Genomic DNA, 14,959 nt, shown 5'->3' on the forward strand with positions numbered 1-14,959 from the left:
CCACAACAGGATCCACTACGCGCTGCGGGCCGTCGGCGAACGCGCGAACGCCCTCCTGAAGTACTTCAAGGCCCTACGCAACGTCAGCCTCGACCCCTGGAAGATCGGCCTGATTGTGAAAGCCGCCCTCGTCATCCTCCACACCGAGCACGGCCGCACCACCTGACGGCCACCACCCGAACACGACGTTGTCGCTACACACCGCCACCGGCGGTTACTGGGAAAGGCTCAGTCTGCCCTGGCCCGGACCGTCAAAACGGCGGCCTCCTGCCCCGGCAAGCGAGCGCGCGTCGTCATACGGTATCGCGTCGTCATACGGTATTGAGAACGGGCCAGGAATTAAGGAGAGATAATTCTCCTGGACGCRCCCGTCCGAAGGCTGGGCAGCGGTGACCGGTCCTTCTGGGCGGTKGCCGGTCCGTCCTTTCGGCAACCGCCCCGAGGGCGACCATTCAGGATTCCGTCCGCTCGTGACCTGACGGGTCGATGCTGTTGGCGCCGTGTTTCATGATCTGGTGGGATTTTGTGAGCTGGGGCCCCGAGGATCCCACCAGATCATGAATGGCCCGCGCGTTCTGGTCCTCGCGCGTTCTGGGTCAGGGTGCGCGGGGCGGCGCGGACAGCTGGCCGGCCGTTCCGAGCCGGCGCGCGGCGTGAACATGCCTGCGCGTCGGCAGGCCGGAGCCTCGATCAGGCCCTTACGACTTGCGGAACGGAGACCTGGCGGCGCGCCCGAAGGAGGGCAGGTGGGCGGCGACGCCCTTGGCGGCGGTGGCCGCGCGCTCGGCCACCGACGGCCCCGGAGCCTCCACGGCGGCCAGCCCGAGCTCGATGTAGGCGGCGGCCGCGATGTCGGCGAGGGCGTGGCGTTCGCCGAGGGTGGCACCGACGACGCCGACCGCGGGGAGGTTGCCGAGCGCGCGATGCCAGAGGCGGCCTTCGGCGCGCTGACCGGCGAGGCTGTGCGCGGTCCACAGCTCACGAGCCGCGCGGTAGACGGCCACCGGGATCTGCTGAGCCACCAGCCGCCAGGTCGCGGACTCCTCGGCCGCCGCCTCGGAGACCTCGGCCGCGGGGATCTCGGTCCTGGGGCCGCCGGTCACGCCCTCCGGGACCTCGTCCTTGGGGCCAACGGCCACGTCGTCGGGGACCTGGTCCTTGGGGCCAACAGCTACGTCGTCGGGGACCTGGTCCTTGGGGCCAACAGCTACGTCGTCGGGGACCTGGTCCTTGGGGCCAACAGCTACGTCGTCGGGGACCTCGGCCGCGGGGGTCTCGGTCCTGGGGCCGCCAGCCTCGGCCTCGGGGGTCTCAGCGCCGGAGCCAACGTCCACGCCGCCTCCGGCGCGGTCGTGGGCTGGATCGGGCGCCGACGGCGTCCAGCCGGCGGGCAGGTCCTCACGCAGCATCAGGACGGCGACCAGCCGGACCTGCTCGCGCTCGTCCGTGACGCCGCGCAGCTGCGCCAGCGACAGCACCAGCAGCCCCTGCACGGTGCCGGCGAGCACCTCGCGGATCGGCTGCGTGAACCGGCCGCCGACCCCGGGCAGCGCGGCCAGCGGAACGAGCTCGTTACGCCAGTGCCGCACGATCCGGTCCGCCTGGGCGCGCTGGTCGTCGTCGGCGGTGGTGGTCACGCTGACGGCCGTCGCCGCCACCGGCCGGGCCACGCGGACGAAGCGCAGCAGCGTGTCGGCCTCGCGCTTGCGCACGGTGTCTCCCATCCCGCCCGAGGGGGCGGCGTTGACCGTCTGGGCAGCCGGCGGCTCCGCTGGGCTGGCCACTCGCTGGGCTGGCCATCCGCCGGGCTGGCCACTCGCTGGGCTGGCCATCCGCCGGGCTGGCCACCCGTACGCTCGCCCGCCTGTGTCCACGTCGTGGCGAGTCCTGGATCTCAGGTCCAGAGAACCACATCGCGGCCAAATGACGGGAACCGGCGAAGTTGTCCGCCGAGCGAATTCTCGATCTCGCGGAAGTCGGAGCTGGCGGCTTCCCTGCGCGGGAGGCGCTTCGCTGCACCGCTGACCAGTAGCGAGGTTGTTGGCCGCGGGGAGGCGCGGCGCGGGTCCGGTGATGGGTGTGGCGCGTTGGGTGGGCGGCCTGTCCCTGGCTGGGCGCCGTGAGTGACAATGGTCGGGTGATACGGGTTCGCGCCGTTGTGTCCGCGTGGATGCGGGTGTGCCCGCCGGCACGCCGCCCGGCCGCGCGCGGCGACGCCGGGTCGATCATGATGTTGACGCTGGGCTACCTCATGGTCGCGTCGATGCTGGCGATCGTGGTCACCGACGTCTCGGCGGTGTATCTGGCCCGCCGTTCGGTCGCGTCGGCGGCGGACGGGGCGGCGTTGGCCGCGGCGCAACGGATCGACGAGAACGCCGTCTACACCGCCACCGGGCAGCTCGACGAGCTGCCGCTCGCGGACGTGCTGACCGCGGTCGCCGACTACCAGGACCGCGCCGACCCCAGCGGGGCGACGGTGCTGACCGGATCGGTTCTCGACGGGACCACCGTCGAGGTCCAGGGCAGCCGGGTCGTCGACCTGCCTCTCGTCGGCTTTCTCGGTATCGGCCCGGTGACGGTCCACGCGGCGGCGGACGCCCAGACCATCGTGCGCCAGCGGCAGGAGCCCTGACAGCACCGGCGGCGTGCCACCCGACGGCCCCGCGTGACTTCCGGCCCCGCCGGACACTCGGCTGGGCGCGCGGGGCCTGCCGAGCCCCCACTCCCGCCTCGCCGCCCGGACGGACCGGCTGGCTGAGCGGGGGGAGAGAGAAAGGCTCAGACCCAGGCGGCGGTCGCGGCGACCAGATCGTCGAGGGCGTGGCCGGTGCGCTGCTCGGCGAGGCCGGAGACGTCGCGGACCAGCCGGGCGACCCACTCGGCGGGCCGGTCGGCGGCCAGTGCCACGGCGGCCGCCGCGTGCTCCGCGGCCTCGAAGTGGTCTGGACGGTCACCGCTGACCGACGCCCGCGCCTGTGCCATCAGGACCGATACGATCATGCCGGTCTGCCCGCTGTCCTTGATCAGCGCGTACGCCTTCTCCAGGTATGGCCGGGCGTCCTCGGCGGCGCCGACCGTCGTCAACGCCTCGGCCGAGGCGAGTGCCAGGTCGGCGGGGGAGTAGGTCTCAAGCGCGAAACCCGGCCGGCCGTAGGCGTTGTCGTCGAGCTGCTCCATCGTGCGCCAGGCACGCGCGACCGCGTCGCGGACGCCGGCCAGGTCACCCGCCGCGGCGTAGGCCCCGGCGACGACCTTGCCGGCGATCATCGCGCGGGCGGGGCTGTGCCCGGCGATCCGGGCCGCGGCGCCGGCGATCTGCAGTGAGACGGCAGGGCTGTGCTGGCGTACCAGCCGCGCCCGCAGGGCGAGCGCCCGGGCCGCGAGCGGACCGTCACCGGCTGCCCTGGCGAGGCTCGCGGCCCGGTCCGATCGCGCGGCGGCGTCCGAGTGCAGGCCCCGGTCGTAGTCGGTCCCGGCGGAGACCATCGTGACGGCGGCGTGCAGCCGCATCCAGTCGAGCGCGTCCCGCCCGCGCAGCCGGCGTTGGCGAGGAATGGTGCGGGTGGTGCTCTCCAACGGGCGCATCGAGGACGCGGTGGTGGTCAGGTCGGACGTCTCATAGCTGCTGATCGCCTGGCTCAGGGCCGCGGAGCAGGCCTGGTGCAGGTCGGTCGTGCTGCGCAACGGTTCGAGATTGGGCTGGGGCTCGAAGCTCATCGCGACCACCGTCGGGGCCCCGAACGCGCGGAGCAGGAAACGTCTGTCGACGACGTACGGCACGGCGACGACCTCCGTGATCCGCTTCCGGCCGGTGTTGGCTGTCCGCCTCTGGCCGCGCGCGGCTTCACCATGGTCGCGCGGTCCTCGGCGTTGTCGACGTTGTCGGGACGGCCGCCCGCGGCGGACGAGGGAGGGAGGAGGGGAGCCCCGGCCGTCGCCACGGGAGCCCGTAGAGCCGGCAGACCACGATGTGATCGCATCTTGAAGTACCTCACGGCGTAGCGGGGGACCTTGCATTCAAGATAGCGTTCGATCCCGGGGTCGAGCTCACCCCCGGCGCGACAGAGGTGTGGCCTGTGTCTCGACTGAAGAAGCGATGCGGGCACTCCCCTAATAGCATTGCGCGACACGCTGACAATGTTTCTGGGAAGTGTCGCCGCGCAATTGCATGTTACGGCGGTGAGTCGGGCGGCCCGGACTTGTTCGCCGGTCGACGCCTCCTGGCTTACCCGCGGTCCGCTATGCCGCCCCACGGCGTGCGCCCTCCAGCGGCGCGCTTTGCGGGATGGCGTCCCTATGCGTGGTCCCGCCGCCCCGCGGGTCGATGATCTCGGCGGTCGGGGAAGGCCCGCGGGGCTGTCCCGGGAGGCCCGTGGGGCTGGGGACCGGGTCGTCCACACGGCGGGCGGGCACGGCTGGCGGGCGCGGCCGTGCCGGCGGCGGGCGGCACGCGATCACTGTCGGCGCCGGGGACGCATGGTCGCCGGTAAGGTTGAGGACATGGCCGCCGACATCGCTGAGGAGCTCAAGAACCTCGACGCGACCCTGACCGGTATCGAGACCGTGTTGGACGTCGAGGGGCTGCGCCGGCGCGCCGAGGAGCTGGAGCGGGAAGCCGGCGACCCCGACCTGTGGAGTGACCAGGAGCGGGCGCAGGCGGTCACCCGCAGGCTGTCGTCGGTGCGCGGCGACATCGGCCGCGTCGAGGGGCTGCGCCGACGGCTGGACGACCTCATCGCCGCCTTCGACCTCGGGGACGACGACCTGATGGCGGAGGCGGCCGACCAGCTGCCCGCCATGTCGAAGGACATCTCGGCCCTGGAGGTCCGGACCCTGCTGTCCGGCGAGTTCGACGAGCGGGACGCGATCATCCAGCTGTCCGCCGGCGCGGGCGGGGTCGACGCCGCCGACTGGACGGCGATGCTGCTGCGGATGTACACGCGCTGGGCCGAGCGGCACGGCTACACCACCGAGGTGTACGACTCGTCGGAGGCCGAGGAGGCCGGCCTCAAGTCGGCCACCTTCCTGATCAAGGCGCCGTACGCGTACGGGACGCTCCGCAGCGAGCACGGGGTGCACCGGCTGGTGCGTATCAGCCCGTTCGACAACCAGAACCGCCGGCAGACGTCCTTCGCCGGGGTCGAGATCACCCCGGTCGTCGAACAGTCCGACCACGTCGACATCGACGACAAGGACCTTCGGATCGATATTTTCCGGTCATCCGGCCCTGGCGGGCAGGGCGTCAATACGACGGACTCGGCCGTGCGTATCACCCACCTGCCGACCAATATCGTCGTCACCTGCCAGAACGAGCGCAGCCAGCTGCAGAACAAGGCGGCCGCGATGGTCGTCCTGCAGGCCAAGCTGCTGGAACGGCGCCGGGCCGAGGAGGCAGCCGAAAAACAGCGGCTCACCGGTGGCCCGCAGGACGTTTCGTTCGGCTCCCAGATCCGTAACTATGTTCTGCACCCATACCAGATGGTCAAGGACCTACGGACCGACGTGGAGACGTCCAACACCGGCGCGGTGCTGGACGGCGAGATAGACGAGTTCATTGATGCCGAGGTGCGCTGGCGGCGCTCGGCCGAGTCGAGCGCCAACTAGCGAACGCCGCCCGACTCTCGATGCGTACCCGGCCGCCCGGCTCACCAGGACGACGTCGTCCGCCCGCTGGGCGTCCCCACGGGTCGTGGTCCTGGTCCTGGTCGGCGGCGCGGCGCGCACCGGGGCGGCGGGCGGCCGACCTGCGGGCCGAGCAGGTGCGGTTGCTGGAACTGCTGGCCGAGCTCGGCGAGGCGGCGGACCCTCCTGACCCGGCCGATCCCCCACCGGGCACCGAGCTCGCGGAGCTGGGCGGCCTGGCGGAGTTCTCGGACCTCGCCGAGCTGCTGGAACTGGCCGACACCGCCGAGCCCACCGCGACCTCCCAGATCGGCTTCCGGACCTCCCAGATCACGACCTCCCAGATCGCTTACCTCCCAGATCTGCTTCGCAGATCCGGCAGGGACCCTGTCGCCGATTCGGCAGGGACCCCGTACGCAAGCTCGGTCGATCCGGCGGGAACCCCGGATCCGGCAGGAACCCCGACCCCGCCAGCTGACTAGCGCGGGTCCGGACCTGGCGTGGACGTTGAAGATGGCCGCGCAGGGCGGCCGGATGGCGGGAAGGTGACCTGACGGGTGAGGCCAAGCGTGGAGACAGACGGTTCGGGCGGCGGCTGGGTGGCGCTGGTCGGTGGCGGCCCGGGTGCCCCGGATCTGATCACCGTCCGAGGTCTGAACCTCCTGCGCCGGGCGGACGTCGTGGTCGTGGACCGGTTGGCGCCCCGCGAGCTGCTCGCCGACCTTCGCCCCGAGGTGGAGGTCGTCGACGCGGGCAAGGGGCCGCACGGTCACAACCTCGCCCAGGACGAGATCAACGAGCTGCTGGTCGAGCGGGCGCGGCGCGGCCTGCGCGTCGTCCGGCTCAAGGGCGGTGATCCGTTCCTGTTCGGCCGAGGCGGCGAGGAAGCGCTCGCCTGCGCTGCCGCTGGGGTGCCCTGCGAGGTGGTGCCCGGTGTGACCAGCGCGGTCGCGGTGCCGGCGCTTACCGGCATCCCGGTCACGCATCGCGGCGTCACCCAGGACCTCGCCATCGTCTCCGGGCACGTCGATCCCTCCCACCCCGGATCGACGTCCAACTGGGACGCGCTCGCCGCCGGGCCGGGAACGGTGGTCGTCCTCATGGGCATCGGGGCCTTGGCGGAGATCAGCAGCGAGCTGGTCAAGCGAGGCCGTCCGGCGTCGACCCCGGTCGCCGTCATCCACGCCGGCACCACCACCCGCCAGCAGGTCGTGACCGGCACCCTCGCCGACATCGCCGCGGCGGTGGCCGCCGCGGGCCTGCGATCCCCGGCCGTCATCGTCATCGGTGAGGTCGTCACCCTACGTGATGGGATCGGCGCCTACCGAATCCCGGACTGACCCGGCCGACGGATGCCGGGACCCGGGAGGTCGACGGAGGCCAGGACCCGGGGAGACCGGGCCGGCTGACCGGACGACCGGGGGAGGAGCGGGGAAGGAGCGGCTGTGGCTAGCGCAGGGAGATGATCCGGTCGTCGTCCTTGGCGGGCTGGCCGCGGCCGTCGGTGTTGCTGGTGGTGACCCAGAGGGTGCCGTCGGGGGCGGTGACGACCGTGCGCAGGCGGCCGTAGGCGTCGAGGCGCAGCGCCTTGGGCGCCCCGGTCTTCGGTGCCCCGCTCGCGGGCGCGCCCGCGCCGTTCGATGCCGCGGATGGGGCCGGGGCCGCCGCCGAGGCGGTGCCCTGGACGAGGCTCGGGCGCAGGTCGATCGTCCAGATCCGCTCGCCCTTCAGCGCGGCGACATAGAGGACGTCGCCCGAGATCGCGACCCCGCTCGGGGAGGCGTCGTCCGTCGGCCAGGTGGCCACCGGGTTGGTGAACTGCCCGCCGCCGGTGTCGCCGACGCCCTCGACGACCGGCCAGCCGTAGTTCGCGCCCGGCCGGATCAGGTTGATCTCGTCCCAGGTGTCCTGGCCGAACTCGGCCGCCCACAGCCGCCCGGCGCTGTCCCAGGCCAGTCCCTGCACGTTGCGGTGGCCGAGGCTGTATACCAGCGAGCCCGGGAACGGGTTGTCCGGCGGGACCGAGCCGTCCGGGCGCATCCGGAGGATCTTGCCGTTGAGGATCTTCAGGTTCTGCGCCCGGGTACGGTCCGTGGCGTCCCCGACGCCGGCGTAGAGCATGCCGTCCGGGCCGAAGGCGATCCGGCCGCCGTCATGGAACTGGGCGGCGGCGAGGCCGGTGAGGATCGGCGTGACCTCGCCGATCCTGGGCGTCGCGCCCTTGTCGCCGCCATCCAGCGTGAACCGGATGATCCGGTTGTCGGCGCGGGTCGTGTAGTACGCGTAGACGAGGTGGTCGGTCGCGTAGGCCGGCGAGACCGCGAGGCCCAGCAGGCCGCTCTCGCCGACGTGGTACACGCCGGGCAGCGTGCCGATCTCCGCCGGGGTGCCGTAGCCACCCTTGCCGCCGCTGTCGTCGGCCGGCATCAGCAGGACCTTGCCGCTGTCGCGCTCGCTGAGGATCGCGTCGCCGTCCGGTAGGAACGCGAGGCCCCAGGGCGAGCGCAGATCGCTGGCTATCACCCGGTCGGCCCCGGCGTCGTCACCTGGCTGGCGGGCGGCGGTGGCGCCGCCGGGCGCCGCCGGTGCCGCGGCCGTCGACGAGGCGCCGGCCGGCGTCACATCGCCGGCGTTGTCATGCCCGTCGCTGGAGCACGCGACCAGAGCGGCGGCCAGGACTCCCACGATGACGGCCAGGGAGGTCCACGGCTGGCCAGATTTCCTCAGGGAGTGTCGGTCCCGCCCGGATGCCATGCTCCCAGGATCCGCCCTGGTGGGCTCGCGGCGAAATCGGAGCGGGGCTCCGGCCGATATCGGGCTTCCGACAGGCGGGGTCTCGTGCCCGCCCTACTGGACCTGGTGCGCGGCGACCAACGCCAGCGCGGTCAGGACGAGCAGCAGCACGGCGACCAGTTGGGGGGACAGGGTGAACCCGCCGGACTGGCGGTGGAACTCGGCGCGGGCGGCTCGGCACGCCGGGCAGCGGCCTTCGGCCACTGGACTCGCACACCGTGCGCAGACCAGGTCGTCACAGCACATTGCCGCCGTCCCTTCTCCCGTCCGCGAGGGCGGGCACCGCCCCACGATGCGTTCTTCCCGGATCCGCGGGTGGTCTACCGGGCCGCGAAGCACTCTTCGCCACCCTGGTCCCCGCCATGGTTCTTGGGTTGATCCTTAGGACCACACTGTCGGACGCTGTCTGTTCACCGTACGCCCGCTTACCGGTCACGACCATCCAGTCACTTACAGTGCTGAGAGTAGTTCGGATGGTGATGGATGGGATGGCCGTAGCGGCGGCGGTTCGCGCGCCGCCGCGCTGGCCGCGCGGAAGGGGCTCGGAATGATCCGGCTCGACGCGGTGACGATGACCTACCCGGCGGGTACCCGGCCGGCCCTGCGTGACCTCACCCTGCGCATCGACGAGGGGGAGTTCGTCTATCTCGTCGGCCCGTCCGGCTCGGGCAAGTCGACCCTGCTGCGGCTGCTGCTGCGCGAGGAACGCGCGACCAGCGGGTTGGTGACCCTCGACGGGGCGGATCTGGCGGCCATCCCGGACCGGAGGGTGCCGCTGCTGCGCCGTGCCGTCGGCTGCGTGTTCCAGGACTTCCGGCTGCTGCCCGATCGCACCGTCGCCGGCAACGTGGCCTTCGCCCTCGATGTCGTCGGCCGCCCGCGGCACGTCGTCCGCGCGGTCGTGCCCGAGGTGCTGGGACTCGTCGGCCTGGCGGGAAAGGAGAACCGCTATCCCGACGAGCTGTCCGGCGGCGAGCAGCAGCGGGTCGCGATCGCGCGGGCGTTCGTCGGCCGGCCGCGCGTGCTGCTCGCCGACGAGCCGACCGGCAACCTCGACCCGGCCACGAGTGAGGGAATCATGCGACTGTTGGACGCCGTCAACCGGACCGGGACGACGGTGGTGATGGCGACGCACAACGCCGGGCTGGTCGACGCGCGCCGTCGCCGGGTCGTCGAGCTCGCGGACGGCGCCTGCGTCCGCGACGAGCGCGGTGGCGCCTACGAGGCGCGGGACGCGGGAGGCACCGCGGCGCCTCCGGGACAGGCTCCCGGCCATGCGCCGGGACATGCGCCGGAACGAGGTACCGCGACGGCCGCCCGGGTCAGGACGGATGAGGACGCGGGTGACCGCGCGGATGCTCCCGCCGGCGCCGGCGACGGGGTGGACTAGGTGCGAATCGGGCCGCTGCTCGCGATCCTCGGCGCCGGCCTGCGGCGCAACCTGGCGGTGACGTCCGCCGTGGTCATCACCGCGGCCGTGTGCCTGGGCATGCTGGGCGCGGGACTGCTGCTGCGCGCCGAGGTCCACACCATCGACGGCTACCTGGTCGACCAGCTGGAGGTCGTCGTCGACCTCACCGACGACATCACCCCGGGTCAGCGGGCCATGCTGGTCGATGACCTGAAGGCCGACCCCGCGGTGCTGACCGTCCGCTATGAGGACAAACGGCAGGTCTACGAGCGGTTCAAGCGGGACTTCCAGTCCTCGCCCGACGTCGTCGCCGGGGTGGGGCCGGCCGACCTGCCCGCGGCGCTGCGGCTGCGGCTTGTCGACCCACGCGCCGGCGACCAGATCGTCCTCGGCTACACCGGCCGCGACGGCGTCGAGGCCGTGCGTGACCAGCGGGCGCTCCTGCGGCCCCTCTACCAGGTGCTGGACGGGTTCAGCGTCGCCGCGTTCACGCTCGCCGCCGTGCAGGCGGCCGCGTCCGGCGCGCTGATCTACACGATGATCCGCGTCTCGGCGCACGCCCGGCGCCGGGAGACGGCGATCATGCGGCTCGTCGGCGCGACGAACGCCACGATCAGGGCGCCGTTCGTGCTCGAATGCGCTCTGTCGGGACTGACGGGCGGAATGGTGGCCGCGGCCGCGCTGGTTGTGTGTAAGGCGGTCCTGGTCGATGGGCACTTCGCGCATCAGACGACGTTCCCGCTGTTCGGCTGGGACGCGGTGTGGGTGTCCAGTGGCGCCGTCATGGCGCTCGGCGCGCTCGCCGCGGCCGCGATGGGCAGCCTCGCGCTGCACCGCCACCTCCGCGCCTAGCGAGCCTCTGCCGGGCCTGGCGAGCCCCGTCGGGCCTGGCGAGCCCCGCAGGGTAGCCGCGAAGCGACCCGCCGCGGCCGTCCGGACGATCACGAGAGGCTCCGCGGCGCCCGAAGTGGCGGGCGTGGCGGTACCCTCGTGACCTTGGGGTGCTGGCCGTGCGGGGTGGAGCGCGGTCTCGCGGGCGCTGGACAGAAGACGACAGACGACGCAAGACGGAAGACGGTTGAGGGAAGACGGTGCCGAAGGAGACCGGTCGCAAGACGATCGCGCAGAACCGGCGTGCCCGGCATGAGTACGACATTCTCGACACCTACGAGGCCGGCATGGTGCTGACCGGCACCGAGGTCAAGTCGCTGCGGCTCGGGCGCGCGTCGCTCGTCGACGGGTTCGCGCAGGTCGAGCGCGGTGAGGTCTGGCTGCACAACGTCCACATCCCGGAGTACGTCGAGGGGACGTGGACGAACCACACGCCGCGGCGCAAGCGCAAGCTGCTCCTGCACCGCGATGAGATCGAGAAGCTCGTCGGCAAGACCAAGGAGGGCGGCCTGACCCTCGTGCCACTCGCCCTGTACTGGAAGGACGGCCGGGCGAAGATCGAGGTCGCGCTCGCCCGTGGCCGCAAGAACTACGACAAGCGCACCGCGCTCGCGGAGAAGGACGCCAAGCGCGAGATGGCCCGCATCATGGGCCGCAAGGCGAAGGGTCGCTACAGCTGAGCCAGCGACCTTCTCCGCGTCGCCGGCCGCCGGGCAGGGCGGCTGGCGGGGGTCCCGGGGCTGGCGGCGAGCGCCGCCGGCTGGCCCACACCGAGTGGCTCGTTCCACCGGTCTTCGACGGGGCCACGGACACCCAGGACGAGCGGGACGCGCGGCCCGCCGAGCCCGGGAACGGGCCAGCCGACGGGGAAGCCGCCGCGCCCGGCCCCCCTGGGCTGCCCAGCCCGGCTGGGCTCGAATGGCTGGACGAGCTGACCTCGGCGCGGGGCGCGCGGCTGCTCGCGCGGGCGGCCGTGGCGCTTGAGGCCGGCGACGAGTTCGGGGCCGGCGCGCGGCTGCGCGCCGAGGGGGTGCCGCCCGGGCTGGTGGCCGCCGCGTTCACCCAGGCGGAGCTGCGCCGGCGGGCGGGTGGCGCGTTCACACGCGCGGCCGAGATGCTGTTCACCAGGGCGGGGCTGGAGCAGTCGACGGCCGAGGCGGCGGCCCGCCATCGCGCCGCGCGGTTCGCCGGCCTGGGCCGCGTCGCCGACCTGTGCACCGGCATCGGCGGGGACCTGCTGGCGCTGGCCGGCGCCGGCCATCCGCTGCTCGCCGTCGACCGCGACCCATCGCACCTGCGTATCGCCGTCCACAACGCGCGCGTCTACGCGCCGGAGGCGGACATCGACGCGCGCGGCGCGGACGTCCGGGACGTGGACCTGGCGGGCATCGAGGCGGTGTTCGTCGACCCGGCGCGGCGCGCGGCCGGCCGGCGGTTCGCCGCCGGCACCAGCGAGCCGCCGCTGCCCTGGTGCTTCGCGCTGACGGAGCGGGTGGCCGCCGTCGCGGTGAAGGCGGCGCCGGGTCTGCCGACGGCGCTCGTCCCGCCCGGCTGGGAGATCGAGTTCGTCGCCGACGGCCGCGACCTGAAGGAGGCGGTGCTGTTCTCTCCCGCCCTGGCCGGTGCGACGCCACGGCGCGCCACCGTCCTGCTCGATGAGGCTCAGGCCGCCGCCGCGCGGATCGCCGCCACTCGGCTCGACGGCGCGGGCCGGCCGCGCCGCGACGGCCCGACGGCGGCGGGAGCGCCGGCGGAGACGTCGCCGGAGGCCACGCCAGAGACCTCGCCGCAGGGCACGCCCGAGACCGCGGGCCGCCTGGGCACCATGGCTGTGACGCTCGCCGGAGCTCCCGACGACGACGGCGTGGGCACGCGCCAGATCGGCGAACCCGGCGCCTATCTGTACGACCCGAGCCCCGCCGTCACCAGGGCCGGGCTCGTCGGAGAGCTCGCCCGCCGGCTCGGCGCCTGGCAGGTCGACCCGATGATCGCCTTTCTCACGTCCGACCAGGCGGTCCCGACGCCGTTCGCCCGGCTGCTGCGGGTCGAGGCGAGCCTGCCCTTCGACGTCCGCCGGCTCGCCGCCCTGCTGCGCGGCATGGGGATCGGCGCGCTTGACCTGCGCCGCCGCGGGCTCGCCGGCGACGTCGACACCCTGCGGCGCCGGCTGCTTCCCGGCCGCCGGGACCTGGTCGCGGGCGGTCCCGCCGTCACCGTCGTCATGACGCGCCACCACGATCGCCCCTGGGCCCTCGTCTGCACCGCTCCGGCGGCGTCCAGCGGCCCGGCGGCACCAGACGGCCCCGCCACGCCGGACGGCCGTGCGGCGGAGTGACGGAACAGACGTCGATCAGGCATGGTTGCGTCGGCAACAATGTAGTGGGGCCGCGGTGAGGTCAGACAGCCGCGGTGAGGTCGGATACGAGGGCGGCGTTGCCGGCCCATTCAACAGGCCCAACAACGGGAAGCGGCGGGGACCATGGAGATCAAGGAACTCGGGCACCTGGTGCTCTACGTGCACAACCTCGAAAGGTCCGCGTCGTTCTACCGGGACACCCTCGGATTCCGGCAGGTCTTTCCGGATCCCACCGATGACGGCCCGTTCCCGTTCCCGGCGGTGGGGTTCTCCTCCGGTCGGACCCACCACGAGCTGCTGCTGATCGAGGTCGGCGAGGACGCGGCGGAACTACCGCGCGGCCGGCACGTCGGCATGTACCACTTCGGGCTGAAGGTCGGCGACACCGACGACGAGCTGCGCGAGGTGCTCGCCCAGATCACCCGGGCCGGCGTCTCCATCGCGGGCGCATCCGACCACACGGTGACACACAGCCTKTACATCTTCGACCCGGACGGCAACGAGATCGAGCTCTACATCGACGTCCCCGGCGTCGACTGGAGGAACGACCCGACCCTGGTCACGGCCCCGATCCGCCCCCTGCGCCTCTAGCGCCGCGAACCCAGCTCACGTCGTTCATGATCGCCGCAGGTGTGTCGTCACGGTTGTGATCCGGCTGGATCCGCGACTGTGGCGACCCGGAGGTAGCGACCTACCGGTGGCGCGCTGGCGGCGAACATAGGCGAGGGCGGCACGAGCGCCCGCCGTCGGCCGATCCGCGGGTGGCCGGGTGACACTCTGACGAGGGCGCGGGCGCCCTCGGATGTCGGGCGCCGTGAGCCCGGCTGCCCGGTTTCGGGTCGGTGCTGCCTGGTGGGGGCTGGCGATGGTGGGTGGTGGGCGGGCTGGCGGTCCGGACGCGCCCGGCCCGGACGAGCGCTGGCCGGGTGCCACGGCGAGTGCCCTGCTGTCCATGACGTTCGTGTCCGGGCTGGTGGACGCGGTCGTGTTCCTGGCCGTCGGTCATCTGTTCGTCGCCATGGTCACCGGGAACATCATGTTCCTCGGTTTCACCCTCGCCGGGGCGCCCGGCCACTCGACCGCGCAGCTCGCGACCGCGGTGGCCGGCTTCTTCGTCGGAGCGGTGGTCGGTGCGCCGTCTCGCCAGGCGCCGGGCGCAGGGTCGCCGGGTCGCCGGTCACCGGCACGGCGCGGTCGCGGGGACGCGGCGGGACCGGGCGCTCCGGGGCCAGGCGAGCTGGGAACGAGCGTCCAGGTGATCGTCCCCGGAGGGATGGGCGCCGGGGCCGGGCCGCCGTGCGCCACAGCGGACCCGGTCCCTGATGAGGACGCCCCCGACGAGGACGCCGCCGCGTGGGCCGCGCGGCGCACGCTGGCGCTGACGGCCGCGGCCTACGCGGGCCTGCTCGTCATCGGCCTCGTGATCGCCGTGGTCTTCGACGCGGAGAGGGGCCGGATGCGGTACGCGATGATCGTCGTCCTGGCGCTGGCGATGGGCATGCAGAACGCGGCCGGGCGTCGCCTGGCGATGCCGGACATTCCGACCAACGTGCTGACGACCCAGCTGACCATGATCGCGGCTGGTGGCTGGCGTACCCGTGAGCTTGGCCGAAGCACCCGGCGGCGCGCCGCCGCCCCGGTCGTGATGTTCAGCGGCGCGCTCGTCGGCGCCGCCACCTACCGGGCGGGCGGCGTGCCCGTGCCGCTCGCGCTGGCGTCCACGCTCGCCATCATCGTCGCGTTGAAGGTCGCCACCGGCCGTGTCCGTCCGTCCTGAGAGCGGTGCCGGAACGCCCACGCGGGCGGGCGTTCCGGCCTGGGCGGGAACAAGCCCGGCTGGCGGGCGTTGTACTAGTCGGTGGAAAACGAACTTGCCGGGTGGGGCA

The 14,959-nt window shown here is 73.0% G+C and carries 14 protein-coding genes and 1 pseudogene; 11 read left to right on the forward strand and 4 right to left on the reverse strand.

Going from position 1 to position 14,959, the window contains the following annotated elements; translation table 11 throughout:
* Nucleotides 1–166: pseudogene (locus BL253_RS32750) on the forward strand (IS5/IS1182 family transposase); the annotation flags it as partial.
* Nucleotides 167–698: 532 nt separating this feature from the next.
* Here BL253_RS32750 and BL253_RS32755 read toward each other — a convergent pair.
* Nucleotides 699–1,712, reverse strand: coding sequence for a hypothetical protein (locus tag BL253_RS32755; RefSeq protein WP_076821365.1), 1,014 nt, complete (start codon nt 1,710–1,712; stop codon nt 699–701).
* A gap of 458 nt (nt 1,713–2,170) precedes the next feature.
* Here BL253_RS32755 and BL253_RS32760 point away from each other — a divergent pair, with 458 nt between their 5' ends.
* Nucleotides 2,171–2,632 carry a pilus assembly protein TadG-related protein gene (locus BL253_RS32760; protein WP_076821367.1) on the forward strand — a complete coding sequence of 154 codons (462 nt, stop codon included), beginning with the start codon at nt 2,171–2,173 and terminating at the stop codon, nt 2,630–2,632.
* 146 nt (nt 2,633–2,778) lie between these two features.
* Here the strand turns inward: BL253_RS32760 and BL253_RS32765 are convergent, their stop codons facing one another.
* Complete coding sequence (locus BL253_RS32765; protein ID WP_076821322.1) at nt 2,779–3,780, reverse strand: hypothetical protein; 1,002 nt, start codon at nt 3,778–3,780, stop codon at nt 2,779–2,781.
* Nucleotides 3,781–4,500: 720 nt separating this feature from the next.
* Between BL253_RS32765 and prfB the strand changes: the two genes are divergently transcribed.
* The 3 genes from prfB (at nt 4,501) to cobA (ending at nt 6,962) form a co-directional block, all read left to right on the forward strand.
* A complete protein-coding gene (gene prfB, locus BL253_RS32770) occupies nt 4,501–5,604 on the forward strand; it encodes a peptide chain release factor 2 (protein WP_076821323.1) in 1,104 nt (367 codons plus the stop codon).
* A 161-nt stretch (nt 5,605–5,765) separates the two neighbouring features.
* Nucleotides 5,766–6,104, forward strand: coding sequence for a hypothetical protein (locus tag BL253_RS32775; RefSeq protein WP_131831628.1), 339 nt, complete (start codon nt 5,766–5,768; stop codon nt 6,102–6,104).
* A gap of 75 nt (nt 6,105–6,179) precedes the next feature.
* On the forward strand, nt 6,180–6,962 hold the full coding sequence (gene cobA, locus BL253_RS32780; protein WP_241835345.1) for a uroporphyrinogen-III C-methyltransferase: 783 nt from the start codon (nt 6,180–6,182) through the stop codon (nt 6,960–6,962).
* 109 nt (nt 6,963–7,071) lie between these two features.
* Here cobA and BL253_RS32785 read toward each other — a convergent pair whose 3' ends face one another.
* Together BL253_RS32785 and BL253_RS32790 are read right to left on the reverse strand one after the other, a co-directional pair.
* Entirely contained in the window at nt 7,072–8,376 is a 1,305-nt protein-coding gene (locus BL253_RS32785) for a PQQ-dependent sugar dehydrogenase (RefSeq protein WP_076821328.1), read from the reverse strand.
* A 93-nt stretch (nt 8,377–8,469) separates the two neighbouring features.
* Nucleotides 8,470–8,619: a hypothetical protein gene (locus BL253_RS32790; protein ID WP_338013764.1), complete on the reverse strand. Its 150-nt coding sequence runs from the start codon at nt 8,617–8,619 to the stop codon at nt 8,470–8,472.
* Between the two features lie 343 nt (nt 8,620–8,962).
* Between BL253_RS32790 and ftsE the strand changes: the two genes are divergently transcribed.
* From ftsE to BL253_RS44235, 6 genes are all read left to right on the forward strand, one after another.
* Entirely contained in the window at nt 8,963–9,805 is an 843-nt protein-coding gene (gene ftsE / locus BL253_RS32795) for a cell division ATP-binding protein FtsE (RefSeq protein ID WP_241835346.1), read from the forward strand.
* A complete protein-coding gene (gene ftsX, locus BL253_RS32800; RefSeq protein ID WP_076821331.1) occupies nt 9,806–10,678 on the forward strand; it encodes a permease-like cell division protein FtsX in 873 nt (290 codons plus the stop codon).
* Nucleotides 10,679–10,917: 239 nt separating this feature from the next.
* Nucleotides 10,918–11,397 carry an SsrA-binding protein SmpB gene (gene smpB, locus BL253_RS32805; RefSeq protein WP_076821333.1) on the forward strand — a complete coding sequence of 160 codons (480 nt, stop codon included), beginning with the start codon at nt 10,918–10,920 and terminating at the stop codon, nt 11,395–11,397.
* A 293-nt stretch (nt 11,398–11,690) separates the two neighbouring features.
* The gene (locus BL253_RS32810) at nt 11,691–13,052 is read left to right on the forward strand and encodes a class I SAM-dependent methyltransferase (protein ID WP_076821335.1); all 1,362 of its coding nucleotides are present in this window, start codon (nt 11,691–11,693) and stop codon (nt 13,050–13,052) included.
* 144 nt (nt 13,053–13,196) lie between these two features.
* On the forward strand, nt 13,197–13,664 hold the full coding sequence (locus BL253_RS32815; RefSeq protein WP_076821337.1) for a VOC family protein: 468 nt from the start codon (nt 13,197–13,199) through the stop codon (nt 13,662–13,664).
* A 223-nt stretch (nt 13,665–13,887) separates the two neighbouring features.
* Nucleotides 13,888–14,850: a YoaK family protein gene (locus BL253_RS44235; protein ID WP_241835347.1), complete on the forward strand. Its 963-nt coding sequence runs from the start codon at nt 13,888–13,890 to the stop codon at nt 14,848–14,850.
* Nucleotides 14,851–14,959 lie beyond the last annotated feature (109 nt).

The organism is Pseudofrankia asymbiotica (genome assembly GCF_001983105.1).
GTDB lineage: Bacteria > Actinomycetota > Actinomycetes > Frankiales > Frankiaceae > Pseudofrankia > Pseudofrankia asymbiotica.

Coding starts and splice junctions, on each gene's coding strand:
- BL253_RS32760 (WP_076821367.1), top strand. CDS start 2,171: ATGCGGGTGTGCCCGCCGGCACGCCGCCCGGCCGCGCGCGGCGACGCC.
- prfB (WP_076821323.1), top strand. CDS start 4,501: ATGGCCGCCGACATCGCTGAGGAGCTCAAGAACCTCGACGCGACCCTG.
- BL253_RS32785 (WP_076821328.1), bottom strand. CDS start 8,376: ATGGCATCCGGGCGGGACCGACACTCCCTGAGGAAATCTGGCCAGCCG.
- ftsE (WP_241835346.1), top strand. CDS start 8,963: ATGATCCGGCTCGACGCGGTGACGATGACCTACCCGGCGGGTACCCGG.